Below are 21,137 nucleotides of genomic sequence, written 5' to 3' on the forward strand. Positions count from 1 at the left end.
GCGTTCTGGTTTCAGGCGAGCGCCTTTCTTACCACGGCTTCGACCAGATGCGGCAAGACCCCGAACGAATAGGCCTCGTCCACGCGCTCGAGCCAGTGGTGATAATCCCGGCCCCAGGGCCCGATATTGACGAACGGGATGTCGGGCGTGGCGCCCCGGGACAGGTCCCAGCGGATGCTCGATCCCCAGATCGGCGTGTTGGCCGCGGCCGCGACGAGGTCCGCCCCGTCCACCGGACCCACGAAGCTCATGTCGGCGATGGCGGGGAAGAACGCCATCTCGCCCACCGACAGGCCGTGCTCCGCCTCGACCTCGGCCATGGCCTCGCGAATCGTCTGCCGGAGGTCCACAGCCTGCGCCGGCCAATGGACGGCCGGGTAGGGCATCGACCCGAAGGCGAGCACCACGGCGGGGCCCTCCAGGCCCGACGCGCTCCAGGCCATCTCGACGAGGCGGCGCGAGCGGGAGGGCAGGTCGAGGTCGTGCTGGGCGGCAAGCTCGTCGGCGAGCGCCTTGAAGGCGGGATCGAACTCGGGCGAGCGCGCCCGCGCCGCTTCGATCACCTCGGCGAAGGAGCGCACCGGGATGCTCTCCCAGGCTTGCGTCATGGGGATCGGCGCGGTGCCCTCGCGGCGGCGGCGCATGGTGGCGCAGGCCCGCTCGCAGGCATCGGCGGTCAGCCGGTGGGCGATGTCGAGCACCTCGGCGGCCTTGCGGCCGTGGACGAGAACGTTCCAGGTGAGCCAGGCCGCGTGGGGGAGGGTGACGTTGTAGCCCGTCTTGAGGTCGCGGGCGCCGAGCACGGTGGGCGGCGCGGCGTGCTGGCCCTCGCTCACGTCGGCGAGCTCAGGCGACAGCTCGATCTCGGCCACGATCTCGGCCGCGAGGTAGCTCGCGTTCACGCCGGCGAGCGGGTAGGCGGCATGGGCCTCCTTGCCGACCACGAGGGCCGACAGGAGCAGCTTGCCCACGCAGCCGAAGGTGACGACCCGGCCCCCGGCCCCGTCGTGCTCGTCCTGGATCGCGTCGAGGTTGACGCCGAGCCGGGCGTCGAGCCCGTTCTCGGCGAGGAAAGCCGGCAGCAGGTCGGCCGCCGCCCGCATGCCGGCCGAGCGGTCCTCCTCGTCCGGGGTCGCCACGAGGACGAGGTTGCCCTGGCGCGCGGGGTCCGCCGCGAAGGCCTCCAGGACGGCGATGCCGGCGGCGAGGCCCGACTTCATGTCGAGGAGGCCGCGTCCGGGCAGGAAGGCGCCGCTGCGCAGGTCCTCCAACGCCTTGGGGTTCTCGCCGGTGGCCTCGAGCCGCGCGACGATCGCCTCGCGCAGGGGCTCGGGCGAGAAGGCGAGGGGCTTCAGGTCGCCGTAATCGTCGACGGGCACCACGTCGAAGTGCCCCGCCAGCACGCACGCCGCCGTGCCCGTGCCCCGCACGAGCGCCAGAACGTTGGAGCGGCCCAGCGGGTCGCCGGGGATCGGCGCCACGACCACTTGGTCGGGCCGGGCCGAGAAATAGGGGAACGAGCGCAGGAAGCCCGCGAGGCGCAGCGAGAACGCTGCCTCGTCCCGGGTGCCGGTCACGCTCGGCCACTCGGTGAGGCGAATCGAGATCTCGCGGCTGCGTGCCGCGAGGTCGTCCTGCGTGTCGGGGCGGCGCAGCTGGATCGGGCTCATGGCGGCTCGCTTTTGTTGTGACGGCGCGAATTGGTTCCGTCGACAGGCTCCGATTCTTTAAGACACGTCGTCGCGGGTTCGGCAACGGCGTCCGTATTGGGCCCGATCGGAAGAGCCCGTCATTCCGCCGCCCCGGCGGCGGAATGACGGGCCAGGTTACGGGTCCGGCATGGCCCGGCTTCCTTGAACGCCCGCCCGAAACGGTGCAATACGGGGCCTCTCGCGGAAAGCCGGCTCTCCCTGCCGGCCCATAGTCGGATCTGGGCATGAGCCAGCCATTGCGGGTCGGCGTCGCCGGCCTCGGCACCGTCGGCATGTCGGTCGTTCGCATCCTCGCGCGCCAGGAGAATGCGCTCGCGGCGCGCTGCGGCCGCCCTGTGCGGGTCACCGCCGTCTCCTCCCGCGACCGCAGCCGCGACCGGGGCATCGACCTGCGCCGCTATGCCTGGTTCGACGATCCTGTGGAGCTGGCCCGCTCGGGCGAGGTGGATTGCGTCGTGGAGCTCATCGGCGGCGACGAGGGCCCGGCGCGCGCCACCGTCGAGGCGGCGCTGGCCTCCGGCAAGCACGTGGTGACGGCCAACAAGGCGCTCCTCGCCCGCCACGGCCTGGGGCTCGCCCGCGCAGCCGAGGAGGCGGGGGTGGCGCTCGCCTTCGAGGCGTCGTCGGCCGGCGGCATTCCCATCGTCAAGGCCCTTCGCGAGGCGCTCGCCGGGAACGCGGTCTCGCGGCTCTACGGGATCCTCAACGGCACCTGCAACTACATCCTCTCGCGCATGGAGCTGGAGGGGCTGTCGTTCCAGGACTGCCTCAAGGACGCGCAGCGCCTGGGCTATGCCGAGGCCGACCCGACCTTCGACGTGGAGGGCTTCGACACCGCCCACAAGCTCGCGATCCTGACGAGCCTTGCCTTCGGCACCGAGATCGATGCCGAGGCGATCCACGTGGAGGGCATCTCCTCGATCACGCCCCTCGACCTGCGCATGGCCGACGAGCTCGGCTTCCGGATCAAGCTGCTCGGCGTCGCCGAGCGCACCAAGACCGGCATCGAGCAGCGCGTGCACCCGACCATGGTGCCGAAATCCTCCGCCATCGCGCAGGTGATGGGCGTGACGAACGCCGTCACCATCGACGCGGACGCGGTGCGCGAGCTCACCCTCATCGGCCCGGGCGCGGGCGGCGACCCCACGGCCTCGGCGGTGGTGGCCGACATCGCGGACGTCGCGAGCGCACCGCCCCGCGCACCCTTCGGCCGTCCGGTGGACCGGCTGGAGAAGCCGCAGCGCGCCCCCATGCAGCGCCACGAGGGCGGCTATTACATCCGCCTCACGGTGCACGACCGCCCCGGCGTCGCGGCGGGCGTGGCGACCCGCATGGCGCAGGCCGAGATCTCCCTGGAGAGCATCCTCCAGAAGCGCGCCGCGTCCTCGGCCGCCAAGGACCCGCACGGCCGCTCCGGCGCCCCCGTGCCCCTCGTCCTCATCACCTACGCGGCGGCCGAGGCCACGGTGCGCGAGACCCTCGACCGCATCGCCGCCGACGGCCTCGTCTCCGAGCCGCCGCAGGTGATCCGCATCGAGCGGGAATAGGGCTCAGACCGGCGGCGCCACCCGCTCGAACAGGTGCTCGTAGCGCAGGACGAGGCCCCGCCCGTCGACGAGCAGATCCGCCTCGAAGCCCGGCGTGAGGCCGAGGCTCACGAAGCGGACGCGGCCTGGCCCCTGCCGGTCGTAGCGCTGCCGCGAGCGCGCGACCGTCAGGGCCGCCCCGTCGATGAGGGCGACGTCGAGCGCAAGGCTCGCGCCCGCGGCTTCGGGCGTCCGCCTGATCGGGAACGTGTTGCAGAAGGGCGTGACCGACAGGTCCGCCTCCTCGGCGCCGTCGAGGTCCGGACGGGAGACTCCGTCGACACGCCAGCCCCGGCCGGCCCGCTCCAGACGAAGGACGCCGTGGCCGCCCGCGCTCCAGCGCTCCACCGTCGCCGAGCGCGCGCGCCAGTCGGGATCGAGGCGCCAGCGGTGCTCCAGCCTGTAGCCGCCGTCGTCGAGGCAGAGAACCGTCGACGCCGCGGTGACGCCGTCCGCCTCGACGGTGAGCTCCAGGCGCTCGAGACCGTCGATGTCGATGCGGCGCCAGAACAGGACCGATCGGCTCACGACGCGTTCCTCCACCCGCTTGGTGACACCCATCATAGCCCGATCCGGGCACGGTGGGGGCCGCGCCGCGACCTTTGCGTTAAGCTCTCCGGCAAGACGCCGGCGCCATTCCGCTGCGAAACGGCGGGGCATGCGTGACAGCACGCGTGCGATAAGCTAGCGAGCCTTATCGAGAGAACAACGCCGCGGGAGGCCTCATGACCAGCGACAACATCACCGTTCCCCAGGGGCAGATCATCGAGCGCATCCTCACGCTCGAGCTGGTGCGCGTCACCGAGCGCGCCGCCGTCGCGGCCGCGCGCCTGCGCGGCCAGGGCAACGAGAAGGCCGCCGACCAGGCCGCCGTGGACGCCATGCGCCGCGAGCTGAACCGCCTGCCCATCGACGGCACGGTGGTGATCGGCGAGGGCGAGCGCGACGAGGCCCCGATGCTGTTCATCGGCGAGCGCGTCGGCAACCGCATGGGACCGAAGGTCGACATCGCCGTCGACCCGCTGGAGGGCACCACGCTCTGCGCCAAGGACATGCCCGGCTCCATCGCCGTCATGGCCATGGCCGAGGCCGGCACGCTGCTCGCGGCGCCCGACGTCTACATGCACAAGATCGCGGTCGGTCCCGGCTATGCGCGGGGCGTCGTCGACCTCGACGCCTCGCCCGAGGACAACATCCAGAGCCTCGCCAAGGCCAAGGGCGTGAAGCCGAGCGAGATCACCGCGCTCATCCTCGACCGCCCGCGGCACACCGAGCTCATCGCCGCCGTGCGCAAGACGGGCGCGGGCGTGCGCCTCATCACGGACGGCGACGTGGCCGGCGTGATCTTCACCTCGAACCCCGCCCAGACCGGCGTCGACATCTATCTCGGCATCGGCGCCGCGCCGGAAGGCGTGCTCGCGGCAGGCGCGCTGCGCTGCATCGGCGGCCAGATGCAGGGTCGCCTCATCCTCGACACCGAGGAGAAGCGGACCCGCGCGGCCAGCATGGGCGTGAAGGACCCTAACAAGCGCTACGACATGACGGAGCTCGCCTCCGGCGACGTGGTCGTGGCCGCGACGGGCGTCACCGACGGCGCGCTCCTCAAGGGCGTGCGCTTCGGCTCGGAGGTCATCGAGACGGAGACCATCGTCTACCGCTCGGCCACGGGCACCGTGCGGCGCATCTACGGCGAGCACCGCCAATTCGACAAGTTCCACCTGGGGTGAGAGGCTGCCCTCCCCTCTCCTATGGGGAGAGGGGAGGGCGTTTGCGCTACACTCCGCGCATGCCGCTCGCGATTCGCCCCCTGACTCCCGCCGACCGCCCCGCCTGGGAGCCCCTGTGGCAGGGCTACGCCACGTTCTACAAGGCGACGATCCCGCCCGAGGTCACGGACACGACCTGGGCGCGCCTTCATGACGCCACGGAGCCGATGCATGCGCTCGGCGCGTTCGAGGGCGAGAGGCTTCTCGGCATCGTGCACCTGATCTTCCATCGTTCCACCTGGACGTCCGGGCCCTATTGCTATCTGCAGGATCTGTTCACGGTGGAGGAGGCGCGGGGGCGCGGCGTCGGGCGGGCCCTCATCGAGGCCGTCTATGCCCGCGCGGCGGAGGAGGGGGCGAGCCGGGTGTACTGGCTCACCCACGAGACCAACGCCCAGGCCCGCATCCTTTATGATAAGGTCGCCGATCGCACCGGATTCATTCAATACCGCAAGATGTTGTGACCCAGACCGCGCTTCTCAGGCCCTCCCTCGACTCCCGCCCGTTCCTCGGCGTCGCGCGCTCGCATTGCGGGCGCGTCTGGCGCGAGCGCTGCGACGCGCAGGGCGCGCAGCTCGCGGTGGCGATCGCGCAGGCGCACGGCGTGCCCGAGGTGCTGGCGCGGGTGCTCGCCGGGCGCGGCGTGGGCCTGTCCGAGGTGCCCTCGTTCCTGGCCCCGAAGCTGCGCGACCTGCTGCCCGATCCGCTCACCATCCAGGACATGGACCGGGCCGCCGCGCGCCTCGCCGACGCGGTCGACCGGCGCGAGCGCGTCGCGATCTTCGGCGACTACGACGTCGACGGCGCCTGCGCCTCGGCGCTGCTTGGGGGCTACCTGCGCGCCTGCGGCATCGAGCACGAGATCCACATCCCCGACCGGATCACCGAGGGCTACGGCCCCAACGTCGAGGCGATCCGGACGCTGGCCGGGCGGGGCGCCGGCCTCCTCGTCACGGTGGATTGCGGCACCGCGAGCCACGAGCCCCTCGCCGAGGCCCGGCGCCTCGGACAGGGCACGATCGTGCTCGACCATCACCAGGCGCCCGAGCTGCTGCCCACCGCCGACGCCCTCGTGAACCCGAACCGTCAGGACGATCTGTCGGGGCTCGGCCACCTGTGCGCCGCGGGCGTGGTCTTCCTCACCCTCGTCGCCCTCAACAGGGTCTTACGCGAGCGCGGATTCTTCGCCGGGCGGGCGGAGCCCAACCTCCTCGAATCCCTCGACCTCGTGGCGCTCGCCACCGTGGCCGACGTGGTGCCCCTCACCGGCCTCAACCGTGCCTTCGTGCGCCAGGGGCTCGCCGTGATGCGCCAGCGCCGCCGCCCGGGGCTCGCGGCGCTCCTCGACGTGGCGGGCCTGAACGAGTCCCCGGAGGGCTGGCATCTGGGCTATCTCGTCGGGCCCCGGATCAACGCGGGCGGCCGCATCGGCGACGCGGGCTTAGGCGCGACGCTGCTCCTCACCGAGGATCCCGGCACCGCGTCGCGCATCGCCGCCGAGCTCGACCGGCTCAACCGCGAGCGCCAGGACATCGAGAAGGCGGCGCTCCTGGAGGCGGAGGCGCAGGCGCATCTCGCGATCGAGGGCGATCCCGACCGGCCCGTGGTGGTGACGGCCTCGAACGCCTGGCATCCGGGCGTGGTGGGCCTCATCGCGTCGCGGCTCAAGGAGCGCTTCCGTCGCCCGGCCTTCGCCTTCGCGATCAACGCGGAGGGCGTCGCCACGGGATCCGGGCGCTCCATCGCGGGCGCCGATCTCGGTCGCGCGGTGCGGGCCGCCGTCGATGCGGGGCTCGCGATCAAGGGCGGCGGCCACGGCATGGCGGCGGGCGCCACGGTGCCGGGCGCCTCGATCCCGGATTTCACGGCCTTCGTCTCGGAGCGGCTGGCGAGCGCGGTGGGCGACGCGCGGCTCGTCGACGGCCTGTCCATCGACGCCACCCTCACGGCAGGCGGCGCGCGGCCCGACCTCGTCCAGGCGATCGAGCGCGCCGGTCCCTTCGGCGCCGGCTGCCCCGACCCGGTCTTCGCCTTCGCGGGCCACCGGGTGATGGACGCCATGGAAGTGGGGACGGGCCACGTGCGCATCCGGCTGCGGTCCGGCGACGGCTCGGTGGTCTCCGGCATCGCTTTCCGCTCGGCCGAGCAGCCGTTGGGCCAGGCGCTGCTCGCCGCGCGCGGCGAGGCGGCCCATGTGGCGGGGACGCTCACGATCGATCGCTGGGGCGGGGGCGAGCGGGTGAGCCTGAGGGTGCTCGACATCGCGCCGGCGGGGTAAGGGGAGCCGCTTCTCGGCGGCTTCTTGCGATGGATCCCGGATCGGCGTCCCGCTTGCGCGGGACTTGTCCGGGAAAGTGGCGGTGGAGGTTGGCAGGAAAGGTCTCCAGAACCTCCACGGCCACTTTCCCGGACAAGAGGAGCGGAGCCGCAGGCGGAGCGGATCGCCGATCCGGGATCCAGCCCTGCATGAACCGAGCCGCGCAGCGGCTCTCCGTCTAAACTGGCGGCGCCCCCAGTACGCCCCGCACCTTGCTCGCGAGCTGGTCGAGGGTGAACGGCTTTTGCAGGAAGTTCACCCCCGGATCGAGGACGCCGTTGTGGACCACGGCGTTGCGGGTGAAGCCCGTCATGTAGACCACCTTCAGGTTCGGGCGGCGCTTCAGGGCTTCCTCGGCGAGACGGCGGCCGTTCACGTCGGGCATGACGATGTCGGTGAGGAGCATGGTCACGTCCGGATGGCCGTCGAGGACGCGGAGGGCCGGCGCGGCACCGTCGGCGTGGAGGGTGGTGTAGCCGAGCTCGCGCAGGGCCTCGACGGCGAACTGGCGCACCCGGTCCTCGTCCTCGACGACGAGGATGATCTCCCGCGGGTTGCCGGCCGGCGTCGCCTGCTTGACCGGCGCCACGGCAAGCTTCTCCTCGATGCCGATGAAGCGGGGGATGTAGAGCTTCACCGTGGTGCCCTGGCCGGGCTCCGAGTAGATCTTCACGTGGCCGCCCGACTGGCGCACGAAGCCGTAGACCTGCGACAGGCCGAGCCCCGTACCGCGGCCGACATCCTTCGTGGTGAAGAAGGGCTCGAAGGCTTTGTCGCGCACCTCGGGCGTCATCCCGGTGCCTGTGTCGCTCACCGCGAGCATGACGTACTGACCCGGCACCGCGCCCTCGTTCTGGGACACGTAGGCGTCGTCGAGGTGGCAGTTCGCGCTCTCGATGGTGAGCTTGCCGCCGTCGGGCATGGCGTCGCGGGCGTTCACCGCGAGGTTGAGGATCGCGTTCTCCAGCTGGCTCGGATCGGCATGCGAGCGCCAGAGGCCGCCGGCAAGCACGGTCTCCAGGCGGATCTCCTCGCCGATGGTGCGGCGCAGGATCTCGGACATGCCCGTCACGAGCCGGTTGGCGTCCACGGGCTCCGGCGCCAGCGGCTGGCGGCGGGAGAAGGCCAGCAGCCGGCTCGTCAGGGTCGCGGCGCGGGTCGCGCCCTCGATGGCGCCGTCGACATATTTCAGGATGTCGGTGTCGCCCTTGGCGAGGCGGCGCTGCACGAGGTTGAGCGACCCGATCACGATCGCCAGCATGTTGTTGAAGTCATGGGCGATGCCGCCCGTGAGCTGGCCCACGGCCTCCATCTTCTGGAGCTGGCGAACCTGGGTCTCGGCGCTCTCGCGGCTCTTCATCTCGGCCACGAGCGCCCGGTTCGAGTCGCTGAGCTCGCGGGTGCGCTCGGCGACGCGCTGCTCCAGGGCCGCGGTAAACTCGCGCAGCTCCTCCTCCTGCCGGCGTGCCTGGGTGCGGTCGCGGGCGATCTTCAGCAGGGTCACGCCGTGCTCCGCGCCGCCCATGCGCATGAGCTCGCCGCTCGCGAACAGGCGCGAGCCGTCCTTGCGCCGGTGCCAGCGCTCGTCGGGCGCCCGCCCATGGGTGAGCGCCTGGCCCACCTCCCGCTCGGGAGCGCCGTCGCGCTTGTCCTCGTCGGTGAAGATGAGGCTGCCCGGCTGCCCGACGGCCTCCTCGGCGGTCCAGCCGAAGATGCTCTGCGCGCCGGGGCTCCAGCTCGTGATGCGCCCGCCCACGTCCATGGTGATGAAGGCGTAGTCCACGGCGCTGTCGAGAATCAGGGTCAGTCGCTCCGTGCTCTCCCGCAGCGCGCGGGTGCGCTCCTCGACCGTCCGCTCCAGCCGTTCGTTGGCATGCGCGATCGACTCGTTCGCCGTGGCGAGCGCCCGCCCGGCGCGGCGTGCGCCGCGCACCCAGGCCGCCGTGAAGGCCACGATGAGGAGCCCCGCGGCGGCGATCGCGGCGAGCAGGGCCCAGCTATAGGCGACCGCGTCCCGCGATCGCTCCTGGAGCAGACTGTCCTCAGCGGCCGCCATGCCGGCGATCTGCTCGCGCAGGCGTTCCATCAGCTCGCGCCCCCGGTCGGTGCGAACCACGCCGAGGGCGCCCTCGGTGTCGCCCGCCTGGCGCAGCTCCACGGTGCGCTGCAGCTCCGCGAGCTTCAGGTCCGCGATCTCGTCGACTTGGCGCAGGGCGCGCTGCTGGTCGGGGTTGTCCCGGGTCAGCCCCGCGAGCCGGTGGATCTCCTCCCGCACCAGGTCGCGGGCTCTCTGGTAGGGGCCGAGATAGGCGACATCACCCGTGAGGAGGTAGCCGCGCTGGCCCGTCTCGGCTTCCTGGAGCGTGTTCAGGAGCCGGGAGAGCTCGTTTTGCACCTCGAGCGTATGCCGTACCCAGCCGATCCGGTTGTCGTATTGCCGCGAGAGCCACACGGCGCCGACGATCAGCGCAACGAGGGCCACAGCGATCGTGAGCTGGACGCGGCGGGGGAAACCGGCTTGCCGCCGGAAGGAGGTGTCGAGCATCACGGGCGCAGTTGGGGCAGGTCGGGGGCGAATCTCACCTTTTCGTGAACGCACGGCAAGCCGCGGCGTTGCCGAAACCCGATGTTGCATGACGACGGACGCCGGCCCGGGGGCTAGCTCGTCCGCTCCACGAAGCTGTCCAGAACCATCTTGCGGCCCGATTTGTCGAAGTCCACCGTGAGCTTGTTGCCGTCGACCGCCGCCACGGTGCCGGGCCCGAACTTGCTGTGGAGAACGCGGGCGCCGGTCGTGAACGACGATTCGGACGAGGTGGACTTCGCCACGAGCTCGCCCTCGATGGTGAGGGGACCGCGCTGCGCCGGCCGCCCGCGCTCGTTGCCGCGCCCGCCGCCGAAGCTGCCGCGCTCGACGCTCGCCTGGTGGGCCTGCGCCCGCTGCCAGCCCGGCGTCGCGTAGGACGAGCCGAAGGGCGTGACCCGGTCGAAGCGCGAGCCGCCCATGCCGTGCGAGAAGGATGCGGGGGCCTCCATGACCTCGACGCTCGCCTCCGGCAATTCGTCGATGAAGCGGCTCGGCACGGTGGCCTGCCACAGGCCGTGGATGCGGCGGTTCGAGGAGAAATAGAGCTTCAGCCGCTTGCGCGCCCGGGTCAGGCCCACATGGGCGAGCCGCCGCTCCTCCTCCAGGCCCGCCCGGCCGCTCTCGTCGAGGGAGCGCTGGCTCGGGAAGAGACCTTCCTCCCAGCCGGGCAGGAACACGGTGTCGAATTCCAGGCCCTTGGCGGCGTGCAGCGTCATGAGGCTCGCCCGGTCGCCGCCCTCGCCCTCGTTGGCGTCCATGACGAGGGAGACGTGCTCCAGGAAGGCGCCGAGATCAGGGAACTCCTCCATGGAGCGCACGAGCTCCTTGAGGTTCTCGAGCCGGCCCTGCGCGTCGGCCGTGCGCTCCTTCTGCCACATGTCGGTGTAGCCGGATTCCTCCAGGACGACCCTCGCCACCTCGGAATGGGGCGTGCCCTCCATCATCCGGTGCCAGCGCTCGAAGCCGCGCATGAGGTCGCGCAGCGCCCCCCGGGGCTTGGCCTTCAGCTCCTCCGTCTCCGTGACGAGGCGGGCGGCCTGCATCAGGGGGATGCGGGCCGAGCGGGCGTGGTTGTGCAGGATCTGGAGCGTGGCGTCGCCCAGGCCGCGCTTGGGCGTGTTGATGATGCGCTCGAAGGCGAGGTCGTCGGCGGGCTGCGCCACGCAGCGCAGATAGGCGAGCGCGTCGCGGATCTCGGCGCGCTCGTAGAAGCGGGGACCGCCCACCACGCGGTAGGGTAGGCCGAGCTGCACGAAACGGTCCTCGATCTCGCGCATCTGGGCGGAGGTGCGCACCAGGACCGCCATCTCGGAAAGCTTGTGGCCCTTGGCGTGCAGGGCCTCGATCTCCTCCCCGACGAGGCGGGCCTCCTCCTCCGAGTCCCAGGCGCCCGTGACGGTCAGCTTCTCGCCGGGCTCGTCCTCGGTGCGCAGCGTCTTGCCGAGCCGCCCCTCGTTGTAGGCGATGATGTGCGAGGCCGCCGCCAGGATATGGCCCGTGGAGCGGTAGTTGCGCTCCAGGCGCACCACGACGGCACCGGGAAAGTCGTGCTCGAAGCGCAGGATGTTATCGACCTCCGCCCCGCGCCAGCCATAGATCGACTGGTCGTCGTCGCCCACGCAGCACAGGTTCTTGCGCGCCTGGGCGAGCAGCCGCAGCCAGAGATATTGGGCGACGTTGGTGTCCTGGTACTCGTCCACCAGCATGTAGCGGAAGCGGTCCTGGTAGTTCTGCAGCACGTCCGGGTTCTCGCGCCACAGGCGCAGGCAATGCAGCAGCAGGTCGCCGAAGTCGCAGGCGTTGAGCGTGGCGAGGCGGTCCTGATAGGCCTTGTAGAGCTTCACGCCCCGGCCGCCGCCGAAGGCGCCGGCCTCGCCCTGGGGCACCTGCTCAGGCGTCAGCCCCCGGTTCTTCCAGTCGTCGAGGAGACCGGCGAGCTGACGGGCGGGCCAGCGCTTGTCATCGAGGTTCTCGGCGGCGATCACCTGCTTGAGGAGCCGCAGCTGGTCGTCCATCCCGAGGATGGTGAAGTCGGACCGGAGATTCACGAGTTCGGCGTGGCGGCGCAGGATCTTGGCGCCGATGGAGTGGAAGGTGCCGAGCCAGGGCATGCCCTCGGCGGAGGGGCCGACCAGGTGCCCGATGCGCTCCTTCATCTCGCGCGCCGCCTTGTTGGTGAAGGTCACGGCGAGGATGTCGAACGGGCGGGCGCGTCCCGTGGCGATGAGATGGGCGATGCGGGTGGTGAGCACCCGGGTCTTGCCCGTGCCGGCGCCGGCCAGCACGAGGACGGGTCCCTCGGTGGTCTCAACCGCCTGGCGCTGCTCCGGGTTGAGGCCTTCGAGATAGGAGGCGCCCCCCGGCTGGAGCGCGGCGCGGGCGCGCTGCGAGATCGAGCCCGGGCGGTGAACTGGGGTGAGGTCGGTCATCGCACGTCCATGGACCAAAACGCGAACGCCGTCGAGAGCCGCGGCGTGAATCCGGACCCGTCGCCGGGACCGCCCCTTCCCTTGGCATGGGGGCAGCCCCAATTTAAGGCGGATCGGAGGTCACGCCATGCTGTTCCGTCTCTCGGCTCTCGTCACGCTTCTCGCCGTCGTCCCGGCGGCGGCCCAGGTTCTCCCCCGCGAGAGCCCGGCGGAGCGCCAGGTGCGCTCGTCGAACCAGGTCATCCAGCAGCAGCAGCGCTTCCAGGCCCGCGACGCGCAGTCGCAGTTCGAGATCAACCAGCTGCGCCAGGACATCGACCGCAGCCGCACCATGCCCTTCCTGACGTCCCCGGGGGTCAACCCGGGCTGCCCGGTGGGCTCCATCGGCTGCTGAGGGGGCGCTCGCGCGAGAAGCGGGCCGCCGCTCGGCGGCTCCGCCTAATGCCGCGTGCCCGTCGCCCGCACGGCCGGGTCGAACTCGCCGCGCCGTGGGATGCCGATCACCCGGCCCAGCGCCTCGGGGCGTGGCAGGCGGGCGTGGGAGGCTTTCATGATGGCGAGATTCGCCGCGATGTCGGTGGGGAAGGGCACGACCTTGCGGCTCGCGGTGTCGACGTGCAGCGACAGGTTCTCGGAGGTCGCCGCGACCCAGCCCTCGGCGGCCTGGCGGATCTCGAGATAATAGTGCAGGCGCTTCTCGTCGTAGTCGATGAGCTGGAGCGTCACGCGCACCGTGTCCTCGGCGGTGAGCTCGCGGCGGTAGAGCGTGTGGATCTCGACGGCGAAGAAGGACGCCTTGCGCTCCTCCGCGTAGTCGGGCCCGAGCCCCGCGATCCCGAACGCCTCGTCCACCGCCCGGTCGAACAGCACGTGGTAATAGGCCATGTTGAGATGGCCGTTATAGTCGATCCAGGCCGGCTCGATCCGCATCGTCGAGGAGACGAAGGGCGCGAAGAAGAAGATCGGTGCGGTTTTCTCGTCCGCCAATTCAACGCTCCGTCTCTGTGGATGTGACCTTGCGGCACGGTAGCACGCCGCGGCGGCGGAGGCGAGACGAGTCGCGCCGGGCGGTTAACCGACGCGACGGCGTGTCCCGGACGCCACCACGGCGCGGAAATCGAGCTCCGACGCCCCGTTCGACCCCCGTTCGCCGGGTGTCGCGGGCCTGTGGTTCCTGCTATGCGTGGGCGCAGGATTCCAGCAAGGCCAGTTCGTCATGAACGCTCCCGCCGCCGCCCTCCGCCCGAGGCCCGATGCCGCCGCGGTCGAGGCCGTCACCCACGCGCTCCAGGCCGCCTTCGGCAACCGCGTGGTGACGAGCCTCGCCGTGCGCCAGCAGCACGCCAACACGCTCACCTGGGTCGAGAACCAGCCCCCCGACGTGGTGGTCTATCCCCAGACCACGGAGGAGGTGGCTCAGGTGGTGCGGCTATGCGCCGAGCACCGGGTGCCGATCATCCCCTTCGGCACGGGCACCTCCTTCGAGGGCCACACCAACGCGCCCTTCGGCGGCGTCTCCGTCGACACCTCGATGATGAAGGCCGTGGTCGCCGTCCACGCGGAGGACCTCGACTGCGTGGTCGAGCCCGGCGTCACCCGCAAGCAGCTCAACGAGCACCTGCGGGATATGGGCCTGTTCTTCCCCATCGATCCCGGGGCCGACGCCTCGCTCGGCGGCATGGTGGGGACGCGGGCGTCGGGCACCAACGCCGTGCGCTACGGGACGATGAAGGACAACGTCCTGTCTCTCACCGTCGTGACCCCGAACGGCGACGTGGTGCGCACCTCGCGGCGCGCCAAGAAGACCTCGGCCGGCTACGACCTCACCCGCCTCTTCGTGGGCTCCGAGGGCACGCTCGGCATCGTGACGCAGATCACCCTGAAGCTCCACGGCATCCCCGAGGCCATCTCGGCGGGCGTCTGCCCGTTCCCGACCGTTCGGGCGGCCTGCGACGCCACCATCCTCGCGATCCAGTCGGGCATCCCCGTCGCCCGCATCGAGCTCCTCGACGAGGTGCAGGTACGCGCCTGCAACATCTACTCGAAGCTCACGCTGCCCGAGACCCCGATGCTCTTCGTGGAGTTCCACGGCACCGAGGCCGGAGTCCAGGAGCAGGCCGAGCGCTTCGGCGAGATCGCGGGCGACGCGGGCGGCGGGCCCTTCGACTGGGCCACCAAGGCCGAGGACCGCTCCCGGCTCTGGCAGGCCCGCCACGACGCCTATTGGGCCTCCATGGTGCTCCGCCCCGGCGCCAAGGGCGTGTCGACGGACGTGTGCGTGCCGATCTCGCGCCTCGCCGAATGCGTCGAGGAGACGAAGCGCGACATCGAGGCGTCCGGCATGATCGCGCCCATCGTCGGCCATGTGGGCGACGGCAACTTCCATGTCCTGCCGCTCGTCGACATGGACGACGAGGGCGACATCGCGCGGGCAAAGGCTTTCGTGGAGCGCCTCGTCGAGCGGGCGCTCGCCATGGAGGGCACCTGCACGGGCGAGCACGGGGTGGGCCAGAAGAAGATGAAGTACCTGGAGGCCGAGCACGGGCCCGAGGCGCTCGACCTCATGCGTGTCCTCAAGCGGGCGATCGATCCCCACGACATCATGAACCCCGGCAAGATAGTCGCGCTCTGACGCCACCTTGCCGGGTCCGGCGCCACACGAGACCCGCACCACTTGCGCGACATCCTCACCGTCCTGGCGATCATCCTGATCGCGGCGCTCACCGCCGCGGTCGCCGCGCCCCCGTTCGTGCATTGGGAATCCTATCGCGAGATCATCGACCGCGGCATCACCCAGGCCGCCGGCACCCCGGCCCATACCGAGGGCGCGATCGGCATCCGCCTCCTGCCGACCCCGCGCATCCGCATCGAGCGGCTGCGGCTCGGCGAGGGCGCCGGTCCCTCGCTGCGCGCCGCCGAACTCTCGTCGGAGATCGGCCTGTCCTCGCTCCTGCGCGGCGAGGTGCGGTTCATGGATGGGCAGGTCGAGCGCGCGGAGATCCGCATTCCCATGGGCCCGGACGGGCGCCTGCTCCTGCCGGCCCTGGGCCAGGGGGACGTGGCGGAGCGCTATGCGCTCGAGAACTTCTCCATCGGCCAACTCCTCGTCACCGCGTTCGCGCCGCAGACGGGCCGGACCGACCAGATCCATGCGGAAGACGTGCGGATCTCGGGGCCCTCACTTGCCGGCCCCTGGCGGGTGGAGGGCCGCACGGGCACGTTCCCGTTCCGCCTCGCCTCCGGCCTGCCCGGGCGCGACGGCGCCGTGCCGATCCGGCTCGGGGGCGGGGGCGGCGCGAATCCGCGCCTCGACCTCGACGCCCGCCTGTCCTTCGACCGCAAGGGGGAGGGCGTGGCGCCGCAGCTCGCCGGCACGGCGCGGCTTGCGGCCGGGCCGCCGGCCCAGGAAGCCGAGGCGTTCCCCCTGCCGGCGGCGGCCGCGGGCGAGTTCCGGATGGCCGGCCGCGTCGTCGAGCTCGACAAGCTCGCGATCGATCTCGGCGAGGGACCCACCGGCGCGCGCCTCACGGGTACGGGGCGCTTCACCCTCGACGACCCCCTTCTGGCGCTGACCCTCGAGGGACGACGCCTCGATCTCGACAGCCTGCTTGCGACCGCGGGCGGCGCGGCCCTGCGGGAGCGCGTGGCGCAAGGAACCCTGCCCCCGCGCGGCGTTCCGGTCGCCCTCGATCTGTCGCTGGGAAGCGTCGGCTATCTCGGCGAGGAACTCACGGGGGTGCGCCTGTCGGGGCGCAGCGCCGCGGAGGGCCTGCGGCTCGACGCCTTCGAGGTCACCGCTCCGGGCCAGACCACCCTGGCGCTGTCGGGCCAGGGCGGGGCCCTCGGCACCGGCTTCACGGGTCAGGCGCGGGTCTCCTCGAAGGCGCCCGACCGCTTCGGCCTGTTCCTGTCGCGGCTCGGCCTCTCGGAGCCGGCGACGGCCGCCATCCCCGGCGCCCCCTTCGAGGCGGAGGCGGGGATCACGGTCAGCCCGCCCGTGATCTCCCTGCGCAACCTGCGGGTCGAGGCCGCGGGCGCGGCCCTCACGGGCACCGTCCGCTACAGCGACCGGGACGGCTTCAAACGCCCGCGCCTCGACGCGCAGATCGCGACGCAGGGGCTCGACCTGTCCGACCTGCCGCGCCTCGACGGCATCTTCGCGCTCGGCGAGGGGCTCGACCTCGGCCTCACCCTGGAGGCGCGGGGCGTGCGCTATGCGGGCGCGGGCGCAGGCCGCATCCTTGCCCGCATCGCCTCCGAGGGGCGGGCGCTGCGGATCGAGGAGCTCCAGGTCGAGGATCTCGCGGGCGCCGAGGCGCGGGTCAGCGGGCGGCTCCTGCCCGACGGCTCGGGACGGATCGACGGCCGCATCCGCGCCAAGCACGCGGCGCCCGTCATCGACGGCCTCGCCGCCTTCGCGGCCGACGCACCCTTAGGCCTCGTGCCCGCCTTCGTCCGCGAGGGGGCGCTCGACCTCGCCTTGAGCGCGGAACGGACGGTGCCGGTCGCGGGCGGCTCCGCGCCGGGTCTGCGCACGAGCCTCAAGGGCACGGTGGCGGGCGGTCCGTTCGAGGCGCAGCTTCTGGCGGCCGACGGCATGCCGCAATCCCTCGACGTCTCGCTCCAGACCGCCGACACCGCCCGCTGGCTCGGCCAGGCCCATCCGCTGGTGGCCGGCAAGCCCTCGGCGCTGACGCTCCAGGGCAAGCGCACGGGGCCCGGCCGGTTCACGGTCTCGGCCAATGGCGACCTCGCCGGGCTGCGGCTCTCCACCGTGCGGCCCTTCGCCTATCTCAATGAGGAGGGCGTGCTGGACGCGGGCGAGGCGACGCTCGCCACGGCCGACCTGCGGCCCGTCCTGCTCCTGCTCGGTGCCGGCGACGCGGCGGGCGCGCCCGTCCCCGCCGACCTGCGCCTGAGCCTGTCGCGCGACCGGGCCTCCTCGGTTCTCGCCGCGGGCGGGCGGATCGCGGGCGAGCCCGTCCAGGCGCGCCTCACGGGCACGGGGCTTCGCGACATCGCGGGCGAGGTCTCGCTCGGCGCCGTCTCGGTGCCCTGGCTCGTCCAGACCTTCGCCACCGGCCCCGTGGCCGAGCCGCGCCCGGGCAACTTGTGGTCCAACGCCGCCTTCGCGGCGCCGCGCCGGCCGGCCCTGGAGGGGGCGGTCGGCGTGCGGGCCGCGCGCCTCGACCTCGGGCGGGGCCTGGAGGCGCGCGACGCCCGCTTCCAGCTCGCCGCCACCCGGGACGGCCTTGCGCTGCGCGATCTCACGGCGGGCCTCGCGGGCGGCCAGGTGGCCGGGACCGCGACCCTCGGGCGCCAGGGTGCGCGGCTCTCGCTCGTGGGCGAGGGCAGCGTCGCCGACATCCCACTCGCCGATCTCCTGGGCGCCGGCGCCCCGGCCGGGCGCCTCACGGGACAGGTGAACCTCGGCGGGGCGGGGGAGAGCCCGGCGGCGCTCGTGGCGAACCTCGCGGGCGAGGGGAGGGCGTCGATCGCCGGCCTCGCCCTGCCGTCGGCCGCGCCCGCCGCCGTGGAGCGCACCCTCACCCGCGTGCTCGCCGAGAGCGATCCCCTGAACCCGCGCCGCCTCGCCGACACCCTCGACGCCGAGCTCGCCCGCAGCCCGTTCACGGTGCCCCGGCTCGACGCGGCCATGACGGTCGTGAACGGCGTCATGCGCGCCAACCCGGTCGACCTCGCGGCGAGCGGGGCCGCCTGGCAGGGGGCAGTCTCCCTCGACCTGCGCAACCTCACCGTCGAGGCTCGCGGCCTCCTGACGGGCGGCGTCGCCCCGAAGGGCTGGTCCGGGCCGCTGCCCGCCGTCGCGCTCGCCTGGCGCGGCCCGGTCCGTGGGCTCCGCCGGGAGGCGGATCCGGGGCCGCTCACCAACGGCCTCGCGGCCATCGTGCTTCAGCGGGAGCTGGAGCGCATCGAGCTGTTCGAGATGGAGGCGAACGAGCGCGCCCGGCTCCAGCAACGCCTCGGCATGGAGCGCCAGCGCCGGGAGGATGCCCGGCGCGCCCAGGAAGAGGCCGCCCGGCGCGCCCAGGAGGAAGCGGCCCGCCGCGCCATCGAGGAGCGCCAAGCCCGGGAGGCCCAGGCCGAGGCCGAGCGCCAGGCCCGGATCCGCGCCCAGCAGGAGGCGGAGCGCGCGCGCCAGGAGGCCGACCGCGCCCGCATCGAGGAGCGCCGCCGCCAGGAGACGGAGGCCGCCGCCCGCAAGGCCGCCGAGGACGCCGAGCGGCGCCGCGCCGCCGAGGAGACCCAGCGCCGCCGCCGCGAGGCCGAGGCCGCGCGCCGCGCTGCGGAGGAGGCCGAGCTCAAGCGCCTCATCGAGGAGACGCAGCGCGAGATCAACCGGGCCCCAGCCCGCCCGCCCGAGCCGCCCCCGCCGATTTGAGGGGTTCGCTTCGCGGGTTGCAATTCACTCGCCTCATGCTGAGGAGCGCTCGCAGAGCGCGTCTCGAAGCACGCAGGGCGCTGCAACCGCCGTCCGGAGATCCCTGGAGCGCCCGTCGCGGCTTAAGCACTCCCCTCTCTCAGGGGGAGCGGGGTCGGGGGTGAGGGGGTACCACGCGGATCCAATCATCTCCCCCTCATGCTGAGGAGCCTGCGCCAGCAGGCGTCTCGAAGCACGCACCACCTCTGCCAAGGCCGTCCGGCGACCTCTGGAGCGCCCTTCGAGGCCCCGCGTTGCGGGGCGCCTCAGGACGAGGGGAGGGTGGGACCAATCGCCCGCAGATCAGCCCCTCACCGCCGGCTCTTCGGCCGCCGGAACAGGCCCACGAGCTCCACGTGAGGGCTGTGGCGGAACTGGTCGACGGGGGTCACCCGCTCCAGGCGGTAGCCGCCCGCGATGAGGATCCCGGCGTCGCGGGCGAATGTGCCTGCGTCGCAGGAGACGCTCGCCACCACGGGCACCTTCGAGGCCGCGAGCTGCCGGGCCTGCGCCTCGGCGCCGGCGCGCGGCGGATCCATCACCACGGCATCGAAGCGGTCGAGCTCGAGGGGCAGGAGCGGGCGGCGGAAGAGATCGCGGGGCTCGATCATGACGCGACGCAGGCCCGGCGTGGAGCGCGCCGCGCGGTCGAGAGCCTGGAGCGCCGGCTTGTCCTGCTCCACCGCGAGCACCTCTGCCCGCTCGGCGAGGCGGAGCGCGAAGGGCCCGCAGCCCGCGAAGAGATCCGCGACGCGCTTCGCGCCGGAGCAAGCCTCGACGACGAGCCCCGCGAGGGTCTCTTCGCCGAGCCGCGTCGCCTGGAGGAACCCCCCCGGCGGCAGGACGAGGGTCGCGCGTCCCATCGGCACGGTCGGGGGGCGCCGCTCCACGACGATGTCGCCATGGATCGAGAGGCGGGCAAGGTCGAGCTCGTTCGCGGCCGCGACGAGGGATTGCCGCAGGGACGGATTCGCCGGGCCGTGGCCGCGGACGTCCATGTCGAGACCGCCGTCGGTTGCCGTGACCCCGATGTCGAGTGGCTTCTTCGAGCGCGCCAGGCGCCGGGCCACCGCCAGCGCGAGGGCGGGCGAGGGCAAGAGCGCCGGGGTCGCGATGGGGCAATGGGTGATGGAGACGAGATCGTGGGTGCGCAGCGCCATGAAGCCCACCGCCATCCCCTCCGGCGTCTGGCGCGCATGGAAGGTGAGGCGCCGCCGCCCGTCGCCGTGGGCGTCGACGAGAGGCGCTACCTCGGCCTCGATCCCGGCCCGTCGCAGCGTGTCCACGACGAGCCCGTGCTTCCAAGCGGCGTAGGTGTCGGACGCGATATGCTGGGTGACGCAGCCGCCGCACTGGAAGAAATAGGGGCAGAAGGGCTCGATCCGGCTGGGGGAGGGATCCTCCACCGCGACGAGCCGGGCGCGGGCCCCGTCGCGCTCTACGAGCGCCGTCTCCCCCGGCAACGTATAGGGCACGAAGGTCGGCCCGGGGCCGACCCCGTCGCCGCGGGCGCCGAGGGCTTCGATGCGGATCCGTTCAGCCAAGGCGCGCTCCAATCAAGAATTCGACGTTGCCGTCGCCGCCGGCGATCGGTGAGGGGACGAGGCCGAGGACCTGGAAGCCGAGGCCCCGCACGAGCGCCTCGATCTCCTGGCACACCGCCGTCCGCACCGCCTCGTCGCGCACGATGCCGCCCTTCGAGAGCGCCGCGCGTCCCGCCTCGAATTGCGGCTTGATCAACGCGGCAAGCCACGCGCCGGGGGCGAGCAGGGGGACAAGAGGCGGCAAGACGAGGCGCAGCGAGATGAAGCTCACGTCCACCGCGAGAACCTCGATCGGGTCGGGCACGAGCGCCCGGTCGAGGGTGCGGGCGTCCGTGCCCTCAAGGCTCACCACGCGCGCATCGCCCGCCACGTCGCGGTGCAGCTGGCCCCGGCCGACATCGACCGCGTAGACCTTCGCCGCGCCACGCGCGAGCAGGACCTGGGTGAACCCGCCCGTGGAGGCGCCGCAATCGAGGCAGGTGCGGGCCGACGGGTCGATCCCGAAGGCGTCGAGGGCCGCCGCGAGCTTCACCCCGCCGCGCGACACCCAGGGGTGGGGCGCCTGCGCCTCGATCGCGGCGTCGGGGTCCAGCATGTCGGCGGCCTTGCGCACCGGCTCGCCGCCCGCGCGCACGAGCCCCGCCTCGATCGCCGCCCGGGCCTTGGCGCGGCTGTCGAAGAAGCCTCGTTCGACGAGAAGGAGATCGGCGCGGCGGCGGCTCATCGGGGCGTGGGGCTCGGGACGGGTCCGGCG

At 72.5% G+C, this 21,137-nt stretch carries 14 protein-coding genes; 7 read left to right on the forward strand and 7 right to left on the reverse strand.

Going from position 1 to position 21,137, the window contains the following annotated elements; genetic code table 11:
* Nucleotides 1-11: 11 nt before the first annotated feature.
* Nucleotides 12-1,670, reverse strand: coding sequence for a M20/M25/M40 family metallo-hydrolase (locus F0L46_RS18545; protein WP_149820313.1), 1,659 nt, complete (start codon nt 1,668-1,670; stop codon nt 12-14).
* A gap of 266 nt (nt 1,671-1,936) precedes the next feature.
* Here F0L46_RS18545 and F0L46_RS18550 point away from each other — a divergent pair, with 266 nt between their 5' ends.
* Nucleotides 1,937-3,259, forward strand: coding sequence for a homoserine dehydrogenase (locus tag F0L46_RS18550; RefSeq protein WP_149820315.1), 1,323 nt, complete (start codon nt 1,937-1,939; stop codon nt 3,257-3,259).
* 3 nt (nt 3,260-3,262) lie between these two features.
* Here F0L46_RS18550 and F0L46_RS18555 read toward each other — a convergent pair whose 3' ends face one another.
* A complete protein-coding gene (locus tag F0L46_RS18555; RefSeq protein WP_240540060.1) occupies nt 3,263-3,826 on the reverse strand; it encodes a putative glycolipid-binding domain-containing protein in 564 nt (187 codons plus the stop codon).
* 197 nt (nt 3,827-4,023) lie between these two features.
* Here F0L46_RS18555 and glpX point away from each other — a divergent pair, with 197 nt between their 5' ends.
* From glpX to recJ, 3 genes are read left to right on the forward strand one after another with little or no spacing between them, the layout of a single operon-like run.
* The gene (glpX, locus tag F0L46_RS18560; RefSeq protein WP_149820317.1) at nt 4,024-5,025 is read left to right on the forward strand and encodes a class II fructose-bisphosphatase; all 1,002 of its coding nucleotides are present in this window, start codon (nt 4,024-4,026) and stop codon (nt 5,023-5,025) included.
* A gap of 59 nt (nt 5,026-5,084) precedes the next feature.
* Nucleotides 5,085-5,528: a GNAT family N-acetyltransferase gene (locus F0L46_RS18565; protein ID WP_149820622.1), complete on the forward strand. Its 444-nt coding sequence runs from the start codon at nt 5,085-5,087 to the stop codon at nt 5,526-5,528.
* Complete coding sequence (gene recJ / locus F0L46_RS18570; protein ID WP_149820319.1) at nt 5,525-7,342, forward strand: single-stranded-DNA-specific exonuclease RecJ; 1,818 nt, start codon at nt 5,525-5,527, stop codon at nt 7,340-7,342. The genes F0L46_RS18565 and recJ overlap by 4 nt, the downstream gene beginning before the upstream one ends.
* A gap of 217 nt (nt 7,343-7,559) precedes the next feature.
* Here the strand turns inward: recJ and F0L46_RS18575 are convergent, their stop codons facing one another.
* Nucleotides 7,560-9,926 (reverse strand): CHASE3 domain-containing protein, encoded by a 2,367-nt coding sequence (locus F0L46_RS18575; RefSeq protein WP_188312037.1) that lies wholly within the window; start codon nt 9,924-9,926, stop codon nt 7,560-7,562.
* Nucleotides 9,927-10,039: 113 nt separating this feature from the next.
* A complete protein-coding gene (locus F0L46_RS18580; protein ID WP_149820320.1) occupies nt 10,040-12,397 on the reverse strand; it encodes an ATP-dependent helicase in 2,358 nt (785 codons plus the stop codon).
* Between the two features lie 127 nt (nt 12,398-12,524).
* On the opposite strand from F0L46_RS18580, the gene F0L46_RS18585 reads away from it, so the two are divergent.
* Complete coding sequence (locus F0L46_RS18585) at nt 12,525-12,791, forward strand: hypothetical protein (RefSeq protein WP_149820322.1); 267 nt, start codon at nt 12,525-12,527, stop codon at nt 12,789-12,791.
* 44 nt (nt 12,792-12,835) lie between these two features.
* On the opposite strand, the gene F0L46_RS18590 is transcribed toward F0L46_RS18585, so the two are convergent.
* Nucleotides 12,836-13,384: a thioesterase family protein gene (locus F0L46_RS18590; protein WP_149820323.1), complete on the reverse strand. Its 549-nt coding sequence runs from the start codon at nt 13,382-13,384 to the stop codon at nt 12,836-12,838.
* A gap of 229 nt (nt 13,385-13,613) precedes the next feature.
* Between F0L46_RS18590 and F0L46_RS18595 the strand changes: the two genes are divergently transcribed.
* Both F0L46_RS18595 and F0L46_RS18600 read left to right on the forward strand, forming a co-directional pair.
* Entirely contained in the window at nt 13,614-15,029 is a 1,416-nt protein-coding gene (locus F0L46_RS18595) for an FAD-binding oxidoreductase (RefSeq protein WP_149820324.1), read from the forward strand.
* A gap of 42 nt (nt 15,030-15,071) precedes the next feature.
* Entirely contained in the window at nt 15,072-18,800 is a 3,729-nt protein-coding gene (locus F0L46_RS18600; RefSeq protein ID WP_149820326.1) for an AsmA family protein, read from the forward strand.
* A gap of 350 nt (nt 18,801-19,150) precedes the next feature.
* Here the strand turns inward: F0L46_RS18600 and F0L46_RS18605 are convergent, their stop codons facing one another.
* Together F0L46_RS18605 and F0L46_RS18610 are read right to left on the reverse strand one after the other, a co-directional pair.
* Nucleotides 19,151-20,383 carry a class I SAM-dependent RNA methyltransferase gene (locus tag F0L46_RS18605; RefSeq protein ID WP_149820328.1) on the reverse strand — a complete coding sequence of 411 codons (1,233 nt, stop codon included), beginning with the start codon at nt 20,381-20,383 and terminating at the stop codon, nt 19,151-19,153.
* Complete coding sequence (locus tag F0L46_RS18610) at nt 20,376-21,107, reverse strand: TlyA family RNA methyltransferase (RefSeq protein ID WP_149820330.1); 732 nt, start codon at nt 21,105-21,107, stop codon at nt 20,376-20,378. The genes F0L46_RS18605 and F0L46_RS18610 overlap by 8 nt, the downstream gene beginning before the upstream one ends.
* Nucleotides 21,108-21,137: the final 30 nt, after the last annotated feature.

The organism is Salinarimonas soli, assembly GCF_008386575.1.
Taxonomy (GTDB): domain Bacteria; phylum Pseudomonadota; class Alphaproteobacteria; order Rhizobiales; family Beijerinckiaceae; genus Salinarimonas_A; species Salinarimonas_A soli.